The sequence below is a fragment of the Flavobacterium endophyticum genome (assembly GCF_003634455.1).
In the GTDB taxonomy this organism is placed as follows: Bacteria; Bacteroidota; Bacteroidia; order Flavobacteriales; family Flavobacteriaceae; genus Flavobacterium; species Flavobacterium endophyticum.
Genome location: NZ_RBLC01000001.1, coordinates 2,000,733 through 2,018,846 on the forward strand (window position 1 = coordinate 2,000,733; position 18,114 = coordinate 2,018,846).

At 36.7% G+C, this 18,114-nt stretch carries 13 protein-coding genes; 10 read left to right on the plus strand and 3 right to left on the minus strand.

Annotation, left to right across the window (positions count from 1 at the left end):
* Positions 1–90 precede the first annotated feature (90 nt).
* The 5 genes from CLV94_RS09010 (at position 91) to CLV94_RS09035 (ending at position 6,463) form a co-directional block, all read left to right on the plus strand.
* Positions 91–825: a type III pantothenate kinase gene (locus tag CLV94_RS09010; RefSeq protein WP_121376060.1), complete on the plus strand. Its 735-nt coding sequence runs from the start codon at positions 91–93 to the stop codon at positions 823–825.
* Entirely contained in the window at positions 818–2,059 is a 1,242-nt protein-coding gene (locus CLV94_RS09015; protein WP_121376061.1) for a hypothetical protein, read from the plus strand. The genes CLV94_RS09010 and CLV94_RS09015 overlap by 8 nt, the downstream gene beginning before the upstream one ends.
* Positions 2,052–3,443 (plus strand): hypothetical protein, encoded by a 1,392-nt coding sequence (locus CLV94_RS09020; RefSeq protein WP_121376062.1) that lies wholly within the window; start codon positions 2,052–2,054, stop codon positions 3,441–3,443. The genes CLV94_RS09015 and CLV94_RS09020 overlap by 8 nt, the downstream gene beginning before the upstream one ends.
* A gap of 1 nt (position 3,444) precedes the next feature.
* The gene (lptC, locus tag CLV94_RS09025; RefSeq protein ID WP_121376063.1) at positions 3,445–4,002 is read left to right on the plus strand and encodes an LPS export ABC transporter periplasmic protein LptC; all 558 of its coding nucleotides are present in this window, start codon (positions 3,445–3,447) and stop codon (positions 4,000–4,002) included.
* A 367-nt stretch (positions 4,003–4,369) separates the two neighbouring features.
* Positions 4,370–6,463: a peptidylprolyl isomerase gene (locus CLV94_RS09035; protein ID WP_121376065.1), complete on the plus strand. Its 2,094-nt coding sequence runs from the start codon at positions 4,370–4,372 to the stop codon at positions 6,461–6,463.
* 50 nt (positions 6,464–6,513) lie between these two features.
* Here CLV94_RS09035 and CLV94_RS09040 read toward each other — a convergent pair whose 3' ends face one another.
* The 3 genes from CLV94_RS09040 to CLV94_RS09050 all read right to left on the minus strand — a co-directional run bounded on the left by CLV94_RS09040 (position 6,514) and on the right by CLV94_RS09050 (position 9,809).
* Positions 6,514–7,428, minus strand: a complete 915-nt coding sequence (locus tag CLV94_RS09040; RefSeq protein ID WP_121376066.1) for a GYDIA family GHMP kinase — start codon at positions 7,426–7,428, stop codon at positions 6,514–6,516.
* Between the two features lie 4 nt (positions 7,429–7,432).
* Positions 7,433–8,758, minus strand: a complete 1,326-nt coding sequence (locus CLV94_RS09045; RefSeq protein WP_121376067.1) for a hydroxymethylglutaryl-CoA reductase, degradative — start codon at positions 8,756–8,758, stop codon at positions 7,433–7,435.
* A 97-nt stretch (positions 8,759–8,855) separates the two neighbouring features.
* On the minus strand, positions 8,856–9,809 hold the full coding sequence (locus CLV94_RS09050) for a YARHG domain-containing protein (RefSeq protein WP_121376068.1): 954 nt from the start codon (positions 9,807–9,809) through the stop codon (positions 8,856–8,858).
* 213 nt (positions 9,810–10,022) lie between these two features.
* On the opposite strand from CLV94_RS09050, the gene CLV94_RS09055 reads away from it, so the two are divergent.
* Genes CLV94_RS09055 through CLV94_RS09075 form a run of 5 tightly spaced genes read left to right on the plus strand, consistent with a single transcriptional unit; the run spans position 10,023 to position 18,113 of the window.
* The gene (locus CLV94_RS09055) at positions 10,023–12,191 is read left to right on the plus strand and encodes a S9 family peptidase (RefSeq protein ID WP_121376276.1); all 2,169 of its coding nucleotides are present in this window, start codon (positions 10,023–10,025) and stop codon (positions 12,189–12,191) included.
* Positions 12,192–13,703 carry a peptide MFS transporter gene (locus tag CLV94_RS09060; protein WP_245982503.1) on the plus strand — a complete coding sequence of 504 codons (1,512 nt, stop codon included), beginning with the start codon at positions 12,192–12,194 and terminating at the stop codon, positions 13,701–13,703. It abuts the gene before it with no gap.
* 24 nt (positions 13,704–13,727) lie between these two features.
* Entirely contained in the window at positions 13,728–15,872 is a 2,145-nt protein-coding gene (locus CLV94_RS09065; RefSeq protein ID WP_121376069.1) for a peptide MFS transporter, read from the plus strand.
* Positions 15,873–15,894: 22 nt separating this feature from the next.
* A complete protein-coding gene (locus tag CLV94_RS09070) occupies positions 15,895–17,610 on the plus strand; it encodes a peptide MFS transporter (protein WP_121376070.1) in 1,716 nt (571 codons plus the stop codon).
* 41 nt (positions 17,611–17,651) lie between these two features.
* The gene (locus CLV94_RS09075; RefSeq protein ID WP_121376071.1) at positions 17,652–18,113 is read left to right on the plus strand and encodes a thioredoxin family protein; all 462 of its coding nucleotides are present in this window, start codon (positions 17,652–17,654) and stop codon (positions 18,111–18,113) included.
* The last annotated feature ends 1 nt before the right edge of the window (position 18,114 follow it).

Sequence of the window (18,114 nt, forward strand, 5' to 3'; positions counted from 1 at the left end):
GCGGGTGCAAATATAGAACGATTTTTAATTTATCCAAAACAAATTTTAAAAAAAATCAATTCGTAACTTCGCCAAAACAAATAAATAGATATGCTTTTAGCAATTGATGTTGGGAATACTCGAATTAAAGGTGCTGTCTTTGAGAGTAATACTCTTTTAGGGCATTTCGTTTTTCTCAAAAAAGATTTTAAAAAAAATATTGAAAATATTTTAAAAGAATTTCCAAAAGTGGCACATTTGGTTGTTGCTTCTGTCGGAGATCTCGAAAAAAATGATTTTTCTAGCTTTAACGAAAGAGTAAAAATCCATTTTATTTCTCATGAGAATCACTTTCCTTTCACAAATTTGTACGAAACGCCTAAAACTCTTGGAATCGATAGGATGGTTTTGGCATCAGGAGCTGTGTTGCGTTTTCCGAAACAGCATCGACTGATCATCGATGCGGGTACTTGCATAACCTATGATTTCGTAGATCAAGAAGATAATTATCTTGGAGGAGCGATTTCACCAGGACTGCGCTTAAGGTATGAAGCATTACATAATTTTACGGCAAAACTGCCGTTATTAGAGCTAGGAAGCCCTAAAAATATTATAGGGAATTCGACTAGCGAATCTATCCACTCCGGAGTTGTAAATGGAGCGGTTAATGAAATAGACGGCTTTATAAATGACTATAAACAGTATTATTCAAAATTTACGATAATTTTAACGGGCGGTGACGCAGTTTTTTTGGCTAAACGATTAAAAAATACCATATTTGCCAATTCAAATTTTCTTTTAGAGAGCTTGAGCCATTTATTTCAATACAAAATCAAAAATGATTAAAAAAATTATAGTAAGCCTTAGTTTACTTTTTTCGTTAGCCTCTGTAGCACAAGAAGGATCAGCATCGCCGTATTCATTTTATGGAATTGGAGATGCAAGGTTTAAAGGTACAACCGAAAATAGGTCGATGGGAGGCTTAGGGATTTTGCCTGACAGTATTCACATGAATCTTCAGAATCCTGCTACGTTTGCTTCTTTAAAATTGACTAGTTTTACGGTGGGTGGAAGTCATAATATGACGAATCTTAGAACGAGCAGTGCAAAAGGTGATACTCAAAGAACAACGATTGATTATTTGGCAGTGGCATTTCCTACAGGGAAATTAGGTTTCGGATTCGGATTGATGCCTTATACCTCTGTTGGATATAAAATAAACTCATTTTCAGACCAAGAAGACGGTCCGAATAGGGCATACAGCGGAAAAGGAGGTTTGAATAAAGTTTTTTTAGGAGCAGGATATCAATTGACATCTAAATTTAGCCTTGGAGTTGATTTTAGCTATAATTTCGGAAATATAGAAACCAAAAGCCTTCTTTCTCAGAATGTTCAATACGGAACTCGTGAAATGAATACGTCTGATTTAAGTGGCTTTAGCATGAATGCCGGATTGGTATTTGCGACAAAAATCAAGAAATACGATTTTGTTTCTAGTGTGACCTATAGCCCGCAAGGCAATCTTAAGTCAGAGAATGAAAGAAAAATTGCTACGTTGGCCGGTACTGGAGGCTCAGAAATTGTAGTAGAAGAAAAAGATATTGTTGTTGCAGATTCGGATCTGAAATTACCAAGCAAGCTTGCCTTTGGCGCTGGTTTTGGGAAAAAGACGAACTGGTTTGTTGGAGCAGAAGTTACGCTTCAAGAAAGCAGTAAATTCGGAAACCGCTATAACGACATAACGAACGTTAGTTATGAAGATGCTAAGAAATTCAGCATCGGTGGTTATTTCATCCCAGATTATGATTCTTTTACCAGCTATTGGAAAAGAGTTACTTATAGAGCAGGTCTTCGATATGAAAATACAGGATTGGTCGTAGGCGATACTTCGATCAAAGATTACGGAATGACAATGGGACTTGGGCTGCCAGTTGGCGGATCAATCTCAAACCTTAATGTTGGCTTTGAATACGGCAGAAGAGGAACAACTCATGCAGGTCTTATTAAAGAAACATATGCCAACATATTTGTAAGCTTATCTCTGAATGATAGATGGTTTGTAAAAAGAAAGTATGAATAAAAAAATCTCAAGCAGTAATAGGTCTGTTGCTTTTGTTTTTGCACTACTGGGTTTCAGTTTTGTAGCAATAGCACAGAATTCAGAATGCAAAAACAAGATTGTTGCATTTGAAGAATTTGTTCAGTCAAACAGTTATGACCAGACACTATACAGCCGCTGGAAGGAGTTAAAGCAGCAATGCCCAACCGAAAGCGAATCGGTTTATCTGATAGGAGAAAAGATTCTTAACCAGAAAATCGATCAGGCAAATACTGCTGAAGAGAAAAATCCGATGATTTCGGAACTTATGAGTGTTTATGATGAACACGACAAGGCTTTTCCAAACAATAAAAAAGGAAATAGAATCAGTAAAGCCCTTCTGCTTTACGATAATAAGACGGGAAGTTCAAAAGAGATTTTCGCCTTTTTGGATAAAGCTTTCAAGATGGATAATTCTGAATTTACCAATCCAAACGTACTAAATATCTATTCTGAATTGCTTGTTTCGCAATACCAGAAAAAAGAAACAGAACTTACTTTAGAGCAGGTTTTGGAGAAATTAGACGAGATATCAGAAAAGGCACAATCCGAATTGAAAAAATCAAGTTTGGTAAAAGAGAATCTGTCGTTAAAAGCACAGACGGAAAAATTGACGTCTCAAGAACAAGGCAACTTGCAGAATGCCAAAGTAAGCGCCAATGAATTGACTCTGGTTATGGAAAACTTGAGTGCAAGAACTGATAAGCTAGCAAATTGTGAAATCCTTGTGTCTTTTTATCAAAAGAATTTCGACAAAAATGCTGAAAATGCTTTGTGGCTCGAAAGAGTTTCCGATAGACTGGATGCTAAAAAATGCAAGTCGGATTTCTACATTAAGGTTTCTGAAAAACTATACGCGTTGAGCCCGTCGGCTAAAGCAGCTTACAACATGGGAATTATTTCCAGAAACGCAAAAAATAAGCCTCAGACCATCGAATATTTTACTAAATCGGCACAATTGCAGACCGACATTAATAAAAAAGCGGAGTTGTACTATCTGGTAGCAACGACGTATGGTTATGGCGATAAAGTAAAAGCAAGAGAATTTGCCAAAAAAGCTTTAGAAGTAAAACCTGCATTCGGGAAATCGTATATTTTTATTTCTCAGTTATATGCCAATAGCATGAAAGACTGCGTTGGCGATAATGCATTCGAAAGCAAAGCGCTTTATTGGCTTGCTGCCGAAACAGCTAAAAAAGCAGGGACAGTAGAGCCGATCTTGAAAAAATCTGCCGACGATCTTGCTGCAAACTACACTAAAAAAGCACCGTCAAAAGAGGAAATTTCCCAAGCAAAAAGAAAATCTGGAGAACAGATATCCTTTAAATGCTGGATTGGCGAAACAGTGAGCATCCCAAAATTATAATATGATTTCTACGAAAAAGATATTGCTCAATGCTATTTTTATTGCAGTTTTTGGGATCCTGTTTTCATGCGAAAGCAATTTCAAGGATGTCCAGAAAATCAATGTTTCCACTTTTGCACCTATAGGAGAAGCAGATACCGTAAACCTGAAATATACAGATTCTGGAAAAATAAAAGCTATTTTGGTGAGCCCTAAAATGCTTGATTTCTCCAATGCCTCTTTTCCGTATACAGAATTTCCTAAAGGAATTGACGTCACGCTTTACGACAACAATCAAAAAAAGAGCTTTGTATCTTCTGATTATGCCATTACTTATAAAGGCACTGATATTATCGATCTGCAAGGAAATGTAAAAATTACTTCCGAAGACGGCAAAATACTCGAAACCACCCAGCTCTATTATGATCAGAAAAGGGAGTGGTTTTTTACAGAAAAAAAATGCAAGCTTACTTTAGGTCCTGGAAATGAATTTTATACCAAAGGATTCGATGCCAGCCGTGATTTTAAAGATATAAATGGGCAGGTCTTCTTTGGAGAAGGACAAGCAGATGAATTCTAAATTTCAAATTACATTATAATGGTATATCTTAAATACATACAGTATTTTTATCTAGTGGCTGCTGTTCTTTTCGCAGTAGACGGCTTTATGCAGTTAAATTCTACAGAAAGAAGTCCTTGGCTTAGTTTTTTCTTTGCCGCAATCGCGCTTTTTATGTTTTTCTTTCGCAGAAGATTTGCAAAGAAATATGAAGACCAAAATAAAAACAGGCAACAGTAGTTTCCTTATTTTCTAGGCTTTTTGCGAATCTTCCGCATCACATTCAAAAAAAACTTCATCTTTATCAGAAAATATAGGTTTACTCCTTTTATTATTAAATAGATAATTGTATTTTCGCCCTCTGAATTTAAAAATTAACAATAAAAAAATGGCAGTTTTATCAAAAATTAGACAACGATCATTGCTTCTTATATTTGTTATTGGTTTTTGCTTATTAGCATTTGTTGTAGGCGACCTTATCAATAGCGGTGGTTTCAAGCAAACTTCAAAATACGTTGGAAGTATCAACGGAGAAGATATTTCATTTGAAGATTTTAGAAGTAAAGTCGATGCAGTTGAAAAAGGCGGTCAAGGAATCACGGCTTCTCAAGCAGCAAACAACGTTTGGGAACAAGAAGTTTCTATAGCTTTGCTTACAGAACAATTTGAGAAATTAGGAATCAGAGTAGGTGAGAACCAAATCCTTGATATTCTTAAACAAAGCCAAGATATTGGTCAGAATCCTCAATTCCAAAATGCTGCTGGCCAATTTGATTATCAAAAATTCAAAGAATTTTTCCAAGCCAATCCAGAACTAGCTCCTCAATTACAGCAAAGAGAAACGCAAGCGGCTCTTTCTGCAAAATACCAAATCTACAGCACAATGCTAAGAGCTGGTTTGGTAGCTACTGAGGCTGAAGGAAAATTGCAATATGAAATGGAATCTGACAAAGTTACTTTTGACTATGTTGCTTTTCCTTTTTCAAACATAAAAGATAGTGAGGTTCCAGTTTCTGATGACGAGATTGTAGCGTACATGAGAAAAAACGAGAAGAAATTCAAAGCTGACGAAACACGCGAATTGCAATTTGTCGTAATTGAAGACAAGCCTTCTAAAGAAGATGAAGAAGAAGTAAAGAAAAATATTACTGAGTTATTATCTCCTAGAGTAGTCTTCAATGAAGCAACTGGAAAAAACGATACAGTTAAAGGTTTCAGAGAAGTAACGAACAACCAAGAGTTTGTGGATGCAAATTCTGATGTTAAGTTTGACTCTACTTATGTAACTAAGAAAAATCTTCCAGCTCAATATGCAGAGCAACTATACAACTTGCAGACAGGCGAGGTTTTCGGACCTTATATCTTTAACGGATATTATGCTATAAGCAAGTCATTAGGTAAAAAAGCTGGAGCAAGCGCAAAAGCAAGCCATATCTTGATTAGCTATGCTGGAAGCAAAGCTCCAAATCCTGCTATTACAAGAACTAAAGAAGAAGCTAAAGCGAAAGCTGACGATCTTTTCAAACAAGTTCAAGCAAATCCAGCTGTTTTAGAATCTTTAGTTGCTGGAAACTCTGATGATCCAGGGTCTGCTCAAACTAGAGGAGAATATGATATGACTCCTGGGCAAATGGTAAAACCTTTCAACGATTTCGTATTCAACAGCCCTATTGGAAAAGTGGGTCTTGTTGAAACAGAATTCGGTTACCACATTATTAAAGTAATCGATAAGCAAGATGCTATTCGTTTGGCAACTATTGCGCAAAGAATAGAGCCATCTGAAACAACTAGCGATGATATCTTCAGAAAAGCAACTAAGTTTGAAATGGAGGCTTCTGAAAAAGATTTCGCTACTGTAGCGAAATCTCTTGGATTGACTGTAATGCCATCAGCAAACGTAAAAGCACTTGACGAAAACTTTGGAAGCTTTACAAACCAAAGACAAGTAGTACGATGGGCTTACGAGAAAAAAACTTCTGAAGGTGATGTGAAAAGATTCAATGTTCCAAACGGAAACTTGATCGTAAAACTTAAAAAAGTCAATAAAGAAGGATTGATGCCAATCTCTGATGCAAAACCAATGGTTGAGCCAATCTTGAAAAATGAGAAAAAGACTGAAAAGATAAAAGCAATCATGAAAGGCGCTACGTTAGAAGAAGCTGCTAAAGCTGCTAAAGTTGCTGTAGCTTCTGCAACAGACCTTACTTTGCAAAGTCCAAACCTTATGGGATTCGGATCTGAGCCAAGAGTTGTAGGTACTGCATTCGCAACGGCTCCTAACAAAGTATCTGAATTGATCGAAGGTAGATCTGGAGTTTTCAAATTGAAAACTAAAAGTGTTGCAAAAGCACCAGCTATTAAAAACTTCGATACTTACACAGCAAGACTTAAAGCACAAAGCGCTGCTGCAGCTGGAAGAATCGTTCCTGCTTTAAAAGAGAAAGCAGATATCGAAGACAACAGACTTGATTTCGGATTCTAAGAATCAAATATAATAGAAATAAAAAATCCCGACTATCTAGTCGGGATTTTTTATTTTAAGATCATTTCATCAAAGGTAAGAAGAGTCGGAAATCCTTTTTCTTTGAAATAAGCCGCGGGATTTTCTTTCGAAATGGCCATGACAAAATCGCCTCCCCATGCTCCGAGGCTTTTTACGACGCCTTTGAAATCGCTAAAATAAGCTTCTTGTATGGTTTGCATTTCCAAAACATCGCTCATGATCATTTCATGTTTTTCGATTTGGTAGGCGAAAGCTTTTAGGTTATCGGCGACTAAAACAGCTTCAGTAATCTTGTCGATTTTTTTGACGACTTCCGATATGTTATTCTGCTTGCTATAATACGACGCGATTGCGGCCTTGCTGCTCTGTTTTTTATTTAGATATACAAAATAGAGGTTGCTGGTAAATTCAGGATTAAAAGATACCTTATGGATTATAGGCTTGCCATTTTCTAGTTGATACAAGATAGGGACATCTTTTTGGGCGCATGCAATATCATAGCCACTTCCTCCAAAACTCGTGCGTAACAGTTCAAAAGCATCAATGTTGAGCCATTGTGCTATATTGTTTATTAAAGTCGAAGAGGTGCCGAGGCCCCAAAATTTAGGAAAAGTCAGTTCGGTTGTAATATTATAGCCTTCGGATTCTTCAATAAATTTAGGGTTTAGAAGATAGGCTTCATGCAAGATTTCGACTAATGTATTTTTGATCTTGTCTGAAAGAAATGTTTCTTTTTTTATAATACTTTCAAAAGGGATAGAATCTTCAAACCAGATGCTTCCATCCTTGTCAAAGCTTTTCCATTCAATCTGCTTCTTATTGCCGCTTTCAATAATAAGATTTTGCCCGAACTTTGTCGGCAATGCCAATGCCTTTGCGCCATCTAAAACGACATATTCGCCTGTGATAAGGAGCTTTCCGTTGCTGTAAAATGTCTTTTTCAAGTAATCAAGATTTAACTTTTCTCAAATCGCTAAAATATTCTACGACCGCAGCATGAGAAACTGGATTATGCTGGAAATAATCTACGATTAAGACTCTTTCTTCATCTGTTGCTTCAAGTTGGTTGATGATATTCCCCAAGTGCATTTTCATATGGCCTTCTTGTATCCCTGTTGTCGTCAAAGAGCGCAATGCGGCAAAGTTCTGCGCCAGGCCGGCAACAGCTACGATCTGCATTAATTCTTGAGCAGAAGGCTTCTCAAGCATCTCTAAAGCGAGCTTAACCAAAGGATGCAATGATGTCAAGCCGCCAACTGTTCCTAAAGCCAATGGAATTTCCATCCAGAAATGAAACATTCCATTTTCGATTTTAGCATGCGAAAGACTTTGGTAGCGTCCAGATTTAGAAGCATAGGCATGAATTCCAGCTTCTACAGCACGAAAATCATTTCCGGTCGCCAAAACAACAGCATCAATTCCGTTCATGATTCCCTTGTTATGGGTTACCGCTCTGTAGGGCTCGACTTCTGCAATTTGGACCGCCCTGACAAATTTTTCAGCAAAGTTTTGCGGGTCGATGTTTTTATTTTCGTTTAATTCCTCCACCTTACAAGAAACTTCAGCTCTGACGATGCAATTAGGAACATAATTCGACAAAATGCTCATCACGACTTGAATATTTTTTTCTTCTGAAGAAAATAATTCGAAGGATTGGGCTTCTTTCTGTAATGTTTTTGCAAACTGTTCCAAGCAAGAATTTATAAAATTCGCACCCATGGAATCTTTTGTCTCAAAAGAGGCATGAAGTTGAAAATAATTCGGAAGCAAATCGGTTTTGTCTTTTAGAATAATGTCTAAAATTCCTCCACCTCGCTTTTGCATATTTTTGGTGATGCTTTCTGTTTCTTCAAAAAACTTGTTTTTCTTTTCTTCAAAGAATCGTTCTAGTTTTGAAGTTTCTCCTGTATAGATAAAATGGACTTGGCCGATTTTTTCAGTATTCAAGACTGTTGCTTTGAAGCCGCCTCTTTCAGACCAAAACTTTGCTGCTTTTGCCGCTGCTGCAACTACCGAACTTTCTTCGATAGCCATCGGAACCGTGTAGAATTTTCCGTTGATTAAAAAGTTGGGAGCAATTCCTAACGGAAGGTAAAAGTTAGTTATGGTATTTTCGATAAAATCATCGTGCAGTTTTTGGAGCTTGGCATCAGAATTCCAATAATTCTTTAAGATAGCAATGGCTTCATCTGGATTCGAAAAATATTCTTTAGCAATCCAGCTTATTTTTTCTTCTTTGGATAATTTTGAAAATCCCGAAATGGCTTTATTCATTATCTATCAATTATGTCTTACAATAGTCCTGCAAAGATACGGTTTCAGGCTATTCTTTTTACGAATTTAAAAAGCGTTTTTATTTGTAATTTTTCGACTATTCTTCAATGAAAGTGATCTTTTTTGCCATCTTTTTCTGCCAGCCGTACGGCAAGATAGAATGATTGTTTTCAACCATCAAGTTCATTTGCGAAACGATTTTGTCTTGAAGGTTTTTAGGCAGGTTGTAAAACTCAGCATCAACATTGAAATTCCGTTGGTCGTCTAGTATTCCATTTTGGATTCTGAGTCCGATCTTTTTTCCTTTGTAATAGAGCAGTATTTTTATTCTTCCATCATCATAGCCATTATATCCGTTTGTGCCATAAATAACTATGGGTTCGATGATTCCGTCGTTGTCAAAATCTTCTACATAAATATATTTTGTCCAAAACCATATGCTCTCCTCTTCTGGTTGCTTAAAATCATTAGTCTCAAATGTTTTGGTCCAAGTATCATTTTCAACCTTAAAATTAAAAGCCTTGATCGAATTGTTGAAGTAATTCCCATCTTTTGGCTCTTTAAATTTTTCTTCTGTCAAGACCAGATAGTAGTTTCCAGTTTTATCTTGATAATCGTAAACTTTCCAGATAGAGAAATTGATTCCCAGTTCTTTTTTCTTTTTAGCTGTAAATAGCTCTTTGATTTTTTCTTCGGAAAGAGTCTTGTATTTGCTGTTTTGCTCGTTTGCGACATATTGAGAAATCTCGCTGATCTTTTGCGCAAGCAGACTGATATTCTTCTGTTCGATGTCAGAAAATTCAATAGCATCGTTGTTGTTTAGCGGTTTATACCAAGATTTGTTTTTGAAATATGCGGCATATTCAGGATTAGAAAAAACATAACCTTTACGAGCATAAATCTCATTTTTTAAAAGCTTTAAGGCATAAATGTCTAAGTTTTCAATGGTATTCTCGCTGATTATTTCTGAAGAACATTTAGAACAATCTTTAAGATTTTGCGCGGTAACTGAAACAGAGGCAACTAGTAAGCACAGCAGATAATTTTTCATTTTGGGTTGGGTTTACTCAAATATAAACTAAAATAATAATAAGAAAAGGCATTTGTTTCGATTGAAAGGAAATTTCTTTCTTCATTCAAAATAAGGAGCATTTCAAATATAAATGCAAATTGAAATTCCGGAAATTGCATTTAACACAAAAAATCAAGGTTTATTGCAAATTTTTCACTAAAATTGACAGTTTTTTTACCTTAACAAAATATGATGAATTCACGAAAGATTACCGCATTGCTATTATTCTTGTGCATGTCGGTTTTTGGCCAGCAGAAATTAACTCTTGAGGAAATCTGGGGAGGAGCATTTAGGGCCGAAGGAATGGAAGAATTACAATCCTTAAAAAACACCAATCAATATACTGTTTTAAATTTTGATCGACCGTCAAGAAGCATGCAGATTGACTTGTACGACTATGCAACTTTGAAGAAAGTCTCGACCTTAATTGATACGAAAAATCATAAAGATCTTCCGATGATTGACAGTTATACTTTCAATTCAAAAGAAAATATGATTTTGATTGCTTGCGAATCGGACCAGATTTTCCGCCATTCTTTTGTGGCCGACTATTATTTGTATGATATCCAAACCAAGCAATTGACAAAATTGTTTGATTTTAAGATTCAGGAGCCTACTTTTTCTCCAGACGGAACCCAGATTGCGTATGCAAAAGACAATAATTTGTTTGTCTATAATCTTCAATCTAAGACTTCAAAACAGATTACGACTGATGGAAAGAAAAACGCAGTCATCAATGGTATTACGGACTGGGTTTATGAAGAAGAATTCTCTTTCGTAAAAGCATTTGACTGGAATGCCTCAAGCGACAAAATAGCTTTTATCCGATTTGATGAAACTGAAGTGCCTGAGTTTTCAATGGATCTTTTTAATCAGGGTCTTTATCCAGTGCAGCAGGTTTTCAAATATCCGAAAGCAGGAGAAAAGAACGCGCTGGTTTCGTTGCATATTTATGATGTTAAGGCCAATGCTGCAAAACAAATCAACTTAGGAAGTTATACTGATTTTTACATTCCAAGAATAAAATGGACGAATGAAGCGAATGTCTTGAGTGCTCAAGTCATCAACAGGCACCAGAATAATTTAGACCTGCTTTTTGTGGATGGAACATCAGGTGTAGCAAATGTTATCTTGAATGAAAAAGACAAAGCGTATGTTGATATCACCGACAATCTTACGTTTCTAAAAGATAACAGTTTTATCTGGACAAGCGAGAAAGACGGTTTCAACCATATTTACCACTACGACAAAACTGGAAAGCTGAAAAATCAAATCACAAAAGGAAACTGGGAAGTCACTGCTTATTATGGTTTGGATGAAAAAACAGCAACTATTTTCTACCAATCAGTCGAAAACGGTTCCATCAACAGAGATGTATATTCTATAAAAGTAAGCGGAAAAGACAAGAAAAGACTTTCTTCTGCAACCGGAACCAATTCGGCAACCTTCAGCCCAAACTTTCAGTTCTATATTAATACATTCTCTAATGCCACGACTCCGGCGCAATATTCTTTGAATGATGCAAAAACAGGCAAAGAAGTACAATCTATCAAAAAGAACGAGGCCTTACAATCAAAGTTGAAAGCCTACGATTTGCCTTCAAAAGAATTTTTTGAACTTACTACAGAAAAAGGACATAAGCTGAATGCTTGGATGATCAAGCCGAAGAATTTTGATGCCTCTAAAAAATATCCAGTTTTGATGTTCCAATATTCAGGTCCAGGTTCACAAGAAGTGGCAAATAATTGGATCGATACGAACGACTTGTGGTATATGATGCTTTCGCAGCAAGGTTATATCGTAGCTTGCGTTGACGGAAGAGGTACAGGTTTCAAAGGTGCTGATTTTAAAAAAGTAACTTATAAAGAATTAGGAAAATTCGAAGTTGAAGACCAAATTGATGCTGCAAAAGTACTCGGAAAATACAATTATGTTGACAACAGCAGAATTGGAATCTGGGGATGGAGTTATGGCGGTTTTATGTCTTCCAACTGTATCTTAAAAGGGAACGACGTTTTCAAAATGGCTATCGCCGTTGCGCCGGTAACAAACTGGAGATTCTATGATTCAGTTTATACAGAAAGATACATGCAGACGCCACAAGAAAATGCTTCTGGATATGACCAAAACTCACCGATCAATCATGTCAGCAAGCTAAAAGGGAAATACCTTTTAATTCACGGAAGTGCCGATGACAACGTACATGTGCAAAACACAATGCTGATGATCGAAGCTTTAGTACAAGCCAACAAACAATTTGATTGGGCGATCTACCCTGACAAAAACCACGGAATCTATGGTGGAAAAACCAGATTGCAGCTATATACAAAAATGACAAACTTTATTAAAGAGAACCTATAAATGGAAATGACCGACCCGAATACCCCCGCAGTCCAAGTACCAACAATTGAAGATATCCAAAACTTTGAAGGAAAATATCCAAGACAGTTATGGTATCTGTTTTTAGTAGAAATGTGGGAACGTTTCTGTTTTTATGGAATGCGAGGCGTCTTGACTTTTTTTATGGTCGACCAGCTTTTATTAAAAGATGATGCTGCCAACTTGCAATACGGAGCGATTCAAGCATTTGTTTATGCCTTTACTTTTATCGGTGGTATTTTTGCCGACAAAATATTAGGATTTAGAAAATCGCTTTTCTTTGGCGGAATCGTAATGATCTTAGGGAATTTGCTGATAGCATTTTCTCCTCAAACTATGTTTTATTATGGAATAGCCTTTTCTATAATCGGTACCGGTTTCTTTAAGCCGAATATTTCCTCGATGGTTGGAGAGTTGTACCATGAAAAAGACCCAAGAAGAGATGCAGGTTATGGAATGTTTTATGCCGGAATCAATATCGGTGGACTTTTTGGTGGAGCATTGTGTATTTATTTAGGAAAATACCATTCATGGACATTGTGCTTCCTTTCAGCGGCAATCGTAATGGCTTTAGGGCTGATCACTTTCCTTGTTACAAAAAAACACTTAGGTCCGATTGGAGATTCTCCACTCTTGAACTTATCCGTAAGCAAAAGAAAATTCAGGGAAATTGCGGTATATGTATGCTCATTGCTTAGCATCCCCTTTATTTTTATAATGGTAAAAAATACAGACTATACAGATTATTTCATGTATACGATTGGCGCAATTGCGGTATTGTATTTTACATATGAACTGTTTAACCTGAAAAATGCCAGCCTACAGAAAAAATTATTTGCAGCATTCCTGTTTATTTTCTTTTACTTCTTATTTAATGCAATTTATGAGCAAAGCGGAGGATCACTGTCTCTTTTTGCAAAAGATAACTTGAGCCACAGTTTATTGTTTTTCAACATTGACCCTAATATTGTAAACAACAGTTCTAACACTTTATTCGTAATTATTTTAAGCCCAATTATTGGTCTTTTATGGCTTTGGCTGGCGAAGAAGAAAATCGAGCCGAATACGATTATAAAATTTGGAATTGGTTTCTTGTTCCTTTCAGCATCATTCTACCTTTTCTATTACACAAGATTTTTCGCGAATTCTGAAGGTATAACTTCTTTGAATTTGTTCACTTTTGCCTATTTAATCACTACAATCGGAGAGCTTTGTCTTGGTCCGATTGGAATGTCAATCATTACTAAACTATCGCCAAAAAGACTTTTCGGAATGATGATGGGATTGTGGTTCTTGGCAAGTGCTTTCGGCCAATTAGCTGCAGGAAAATTAGGTGCGGCAATGTCGAAATCAAATACAGGCGATGATTTGGTGTCAAAATTACAATCATACACAGATGGATATTATACTTTAGCAATATATTCTCTAATTGCAGGAGTGTTCCTAATCGTAGCAACTCCATTGATTAAAAAATTGATGCAAGAAGTCAAATAACAAAATAGAATAAATAAATTTAGAATGTCAGAAATCTCATCCAATAACGATTTTTTCAAATCAAAAGTTTTAGGCCATCCATCAGGATTATTCGTTTTGTTTTTTACTGAAATGTGGGAACGATTCTCTTTCTACGGAATGAGAGTCTTGTTGATTAATTTTTTGACCATGGCCGCTATCGGAACCAATCCGGGCTGGGAATGGTCTTCAGAAAATGCCGGAGCTTTATTCGGAACCTATGCCGGACTTTTATACCTGACCCCAATTGCGGGTGGTATCATTGCCGATAAATTCACAGGCTATCGCTGGGCAGTTGTTATCGGGGCAATAATCATGACTTTAGGTCATGCTTCTATGGCGCTTGAAACCGAATTTTCACTTTATTTTGGACTAGTTTTGCTGGTTATCGGTACGGGTTTCTTTAAGCCGAATATGACTTCTATTATCTCTGAAATGTACAAAGACCTGCCTGAGAAAAAAGACGGCGCGTATACTATCTTTTACATGGGAGTGAACGCAGGAGCTTTCTTCGGAATGATGCTGTGCGGTTATCTTGCCGAAAAAGTTGGCTGGAGCTGGGGCTTTGGATTAGCTGGAATTTTTATGCTTTTGGGCTCTTTGCAATTCTGGTTGGCAAAACCTTTGTTCGGAACTATTGGAGATGTTCCTAAAAAATCTAAACTTGTTGAAGCGATTTCGCCAGACGGACAGATTGACATTACAAAACCACAGGCTGAAGTTAAGCCAGAAGACAAAAGAAATCCTTTTACGATGCTGGATAAGGTGTTGATAGTAATCACTTCCATAATCGGATTGTTGTATTTGATTGATGATCCTGCTTCTAAAATTGCAAACATTCATCTTCTGCCTCAGGAATTTTTAATTTCAAAAGATATTTTGCCAGGCTCTTTAGTCATAACAATAATCGGATTGGTCTTATTCTTGTTCTTGGTAATTTCTAGAATTGCGCGTTATACAAGAATAGTCCGTGACAGAATGATTGCGGTTATTATCTTTGCTTTCTTCACCGTTTTCTTTTGGCTGTCGTTTGAGCAAGGAGCAACTTCATTAGTACTTTTTGCAAGAGATTTTACAGACCGAACTTTGATGGGGAACCAAGCGATTATTTTTAATATCGTAAATACGCTTCTGACCATAATTCCATTGATTCTGATTTCTTGGGTATTGTTCCTGCTGTTCAAGCAGACTTATAAAAGAATATCAACTTCAAATATTATTCTAGCCATAAGTTTTCTAGGCGTTTGGGGAATTGTCATCTGGATGTTGAATAACGATTACAATTCAAAAGCGTACGAACTGAAATATCAAGCGATTAAGACCGCTCAAATTGATGAAAAGACCAAAAAGCAAAATGTCGATGAAAACGGAGACTTGGTTTTTGATTTTAATCCAGTAACAGAAACTACGGTATTAAAGCCGACAGACGAAGTTGTTGACAAGACTGTTACGATTTCGAGCAAAGAACTGCTGAAAGTGAATGACAAAGTAGCACTTCATAATGAAATCGGGAATTTTGTTTACCTGACAAAAGATTTAGAAGCGAAGATCAGAAACGATTATAAAAAAGCAACCAAAGATTCTCAGATTATAAAGGCCGAAATAACCCAGCTTAAAGAAAATCAAGTGGAAGTCACGACTTCTTGGTTCAGTATCCTAAATTCATTCTTTATTATTGCTTTTGCTTCCATGTTTTCTAAATGGTGGGACAGCAAATACAATCCTAGTGCAGCAGTTAAATACGGCCTAGGACTGATTATTATGGGCTTAGGATTTGCCATATTGGCGTACGGAGCAAAAGTTATTCCTTCTGGCGCTGAAGCTGGAGCAGTAAGAGTTAGCATGATTTGGCTTATATTCGCATATATATTCCATACACTAGGAGAATTATGCCTATCGCCAGTTGGTTTGTCATATGTCAGCAAATTGGTGCCTGGAAGAATGATTGCATTTATGTTCGGGATGTGGTATCTTGCGATTGCAATCGGAAATAAATTGGCAGGTTCGCTAGGCGGAATGATTGAAGGCATTACTAAAGAATACGATATGAGTACATTCTTCCTGATTTTTACGATAGTCCCTATTGTAGCCGGATTGATTGTTACAGCATTAAATCCCGTATTGAAGAAATTAATGCACGGAGTACGATAATAACTAAACTAAACTATAATAAATGGAAACAACAGTAAAGCAATCACACCCGAAAGGCCTTTGGTATCTATTCGGAACAGAAATGTGGGAAAGATTTGGATATTATTTGATGTTAGGGATATTCTCCCTTTACATGCTTGACGGATGGAATAATGGTGGTATGGGCTTTGACCCTGCTAAAAAATCCGATATCTACGGGACGTATCTAGGTCTTGTGTATCTGACTCCTTTTATCGGAGGATTGCTTGCTGATAGAGTTTTAGGCTATAGAAGATCGATCGTCATGGGAGGCTTGATGATGGCAGCAGGTTATTTCTTGCTTTCTATTCATAGCGAGATGACTTTCTATATAGCATTATTCTGTATTATCTTAGGAAACGGATTCTTTAAGCCGAATATCTCAACGCTGGTTGGAAATTTATACAGCAGCGATGAAATGAAAGATAAAAAAGATGCAGGTTATAATATCTTTTACATGGGAATCAACGTAGGAGCTTTTATCTGTAATTTCGTTGCCGCATACATGAGAATCAACTACGGATGGGGGCACGCGTTTGCTGCTGCTGGAGTCGGAATGTTGATTGGTGTAGTTGTATTCTTGATCGGAACAAAACACATAAAACATGTAGATGTTATTAAACCAGTCGAAAAAGGGGATATGTCAACTGGAAAAATTCTTGGTTTGACAGTTCTTCCAATGTTTATTTTCGGAATAATCGGGTATTTGATTCCTGGAAATTTCTTAGGTTCTGATACTAACGATGCCTTTATTATTGGATGTTTGCCAGTTATCGGGTTCTTCATTTACTTGGCATTTAAAGCTGAGGCGAAAGAAAGTCGAGCGATTAAAGCACTTTTGGCTGTGTTTACTTGTGTGATTTTGTTCTTTGCAATTTTTCACCAAAATGGAGACGCACTAACCGTTTGGGCAGAAGATCATACAGACAGAAGCATGCCGACTGCAGTTTCTAATGTAGCCGATGAATTAGGAATGGCACAAGTTGTTGTAAACAATGATATCGTTTCGGCTGACCAAGCTACATTTGATAAAACAATTGCCGAAATGAGAGCTAAAGAAGAAGCAATGCCAGCTGTTTCTAAAGAAGAATTAAAAGCAAAAGCAGATTATTCAAGCGAAATCGGACAGCTAGAAAAATCAAGAAAATATTTTGCAACCTTGCCTGGAGATCAAGTTCCGGCCAAAGGAACAAACTTAAAATTGTATTCAACAGAATTGTACCAATCTATTAACCCATTCTGGGTAGTAGTCTTGACGCCATTGGTGGTAGGTGTATTTGGTTTTATGAGAAGAAGAAAAAAAGAACCTAGCACGCCAACAAAAATCTTTATCGGTTTGGTAATTACAGCTCTTTCGGCTTTAGTAATGGTAGGTGCTGTTTTTGCAACAAACGATATGACTTTAAAAGCAAGTTCTTGGTGGCTGATTGCTTCGTATGGTGTAATTACCATTGGAGAATTATGCCTTTCTCCAATGGGACTGTCACTTGTTTCAAAACTTTCTCCTCCAAGGATAACCGCTTTGATGATGGGTGGTTTCTTTTTGGCGATTTCTGTCGGAAATAAACTTTCAGGAATGCTATCATCACTTTGGGAAAAAATACCTCAAAAAGAAAACTTCTTTTTCCTTAACTTCGGTTTAGTTTTAGCTGCGGCAATAGTATTGCTGTTGATGTTAAAATGGTTAAATCGAGTAATGAAAGAGAATAATGTAGCCTAAACGGCATTATTTTTGAAACCAATATTCAAAACTATAAAAAAATGAAAAAACTACTTTTAGTACTATTTTTAGCTGTAGGCTCAATAGCTGCAGTTCAAGCTCAGGAAGTAAAATGGCTTACATTAGATCAAGCCCTTGCTGCGCAAAAGAAAAAGCCGAAACCAATTTTTATGGACGTGTACACGGATTGGTGTGGACCATGTAAGATGTTAGACAAGAATACTTTTCAGTCTAAAGAAGTAGCAGAATACATCAATGCTAATTATTATGCTGTGAAATTTAATGCTGAAGGCGATTCTGAAGTGACCTACAAAGGGAAAAAATATACAAATCCAAAATACGATGCGGCACGTAAAGGCCGTAATGCGGTACATGATTTTACAATGTTCCTGAAAGTGCAAGGATATCCGTCAATGTATATTTTTGATAGCAAAGGAGAGGTAAAAAGCCCAATTGTAGGCTATCATACTCCTGAGCAGTTAATGCCCCTAATCAAAGTTTAAA

Excerpts from the sequence above, each read along its gene's own strand:
- CLV94_RS09020 (WP_121376062.1), top strand. The coding sequence starts at position 2,052 with ATGAATAAAAAAATCTCAAGCAGTAATAGGTCTGTTGCTTTTGTTTTT.
- CLV94_RS09010 (WP_121376060.1), top strand. The coding sequence starts at position 91 with ATGCTTTTAGCAATTGATGTTGGGAATACTCGAATTAAAGGTGCTGTC.
- CLV94_RS09065 (WP_121376069.1), top strand. The coding sequence starts at position 13,728 with ATGTCAGAAATCTCATCCAATAACGATTTTTTCAAATCAAAAGTTTTA.
- CLV94_RS09045 (WP_121376067.1), bottom strand. The coding sequence starts at position 8,758 with ATGAATAAAGCCATTTCGGGATTTTCAAAATTATCCAAAGAAGAAAAA.
- CLV94_RS09060 (WP_245982503.1), top strand. The coding sequence starts at position 12,192 with ATGGAAATGACCGACCCGAATACCCCCGCAGTCCAAGTACCAACAATT.
- CLV94_RS09015 (WP_121376061.1), top strand. The coding sequence starts at position 818 with ATGATTAAAAAAATTATAGTAAGCCTTAGTTTACTTTTTTCGTTAGCC.
- CLV94_RS09075 (WP_121376071.1), top strand. The coding sequence starts at position 17,652 with ATGAAAAAACTACTTTTAGTACTATTTTTAGCTGTAGGCTCAATAGCT.
- CLV94_RS09055 (WP_121376276.1), top strand. The coding sequence starts at position 10,023 with ATGAATTCACGAAAGATTACCGCATTGCTATTATTCTTGTGCATGTCG.
- CLV94_RS09070 (WP_121376070.1), top strand. The coding sequence starts at position 15,895 with ATGGAAACAACAGTAAAGCAATCACACCCGAAAGGCCTTTGGTATCTA.
- CLV94_RS09050 (WP_121376068.1), bottom strand. The coding sequence starts at position 9,809 with ATGAAAAATTATCTGCTGTGCTTACTAGTTGCCTCTGTTTCAGTTACC.
- lptC (WP_121376063.1), top strand. The coding sequence starts at position 3,445 with ATGATTTCTACGAAAAAGATATTGCTCAATGCTATTTTTATTGCAGTT.
- CLV94_RS09035 (WP_121376065.1), top strand. The coding sequence starts at position 4,370 with ATGGCAGTTTTATCAAAAATTAGACAACGATCATTGCTTCTTATATTT.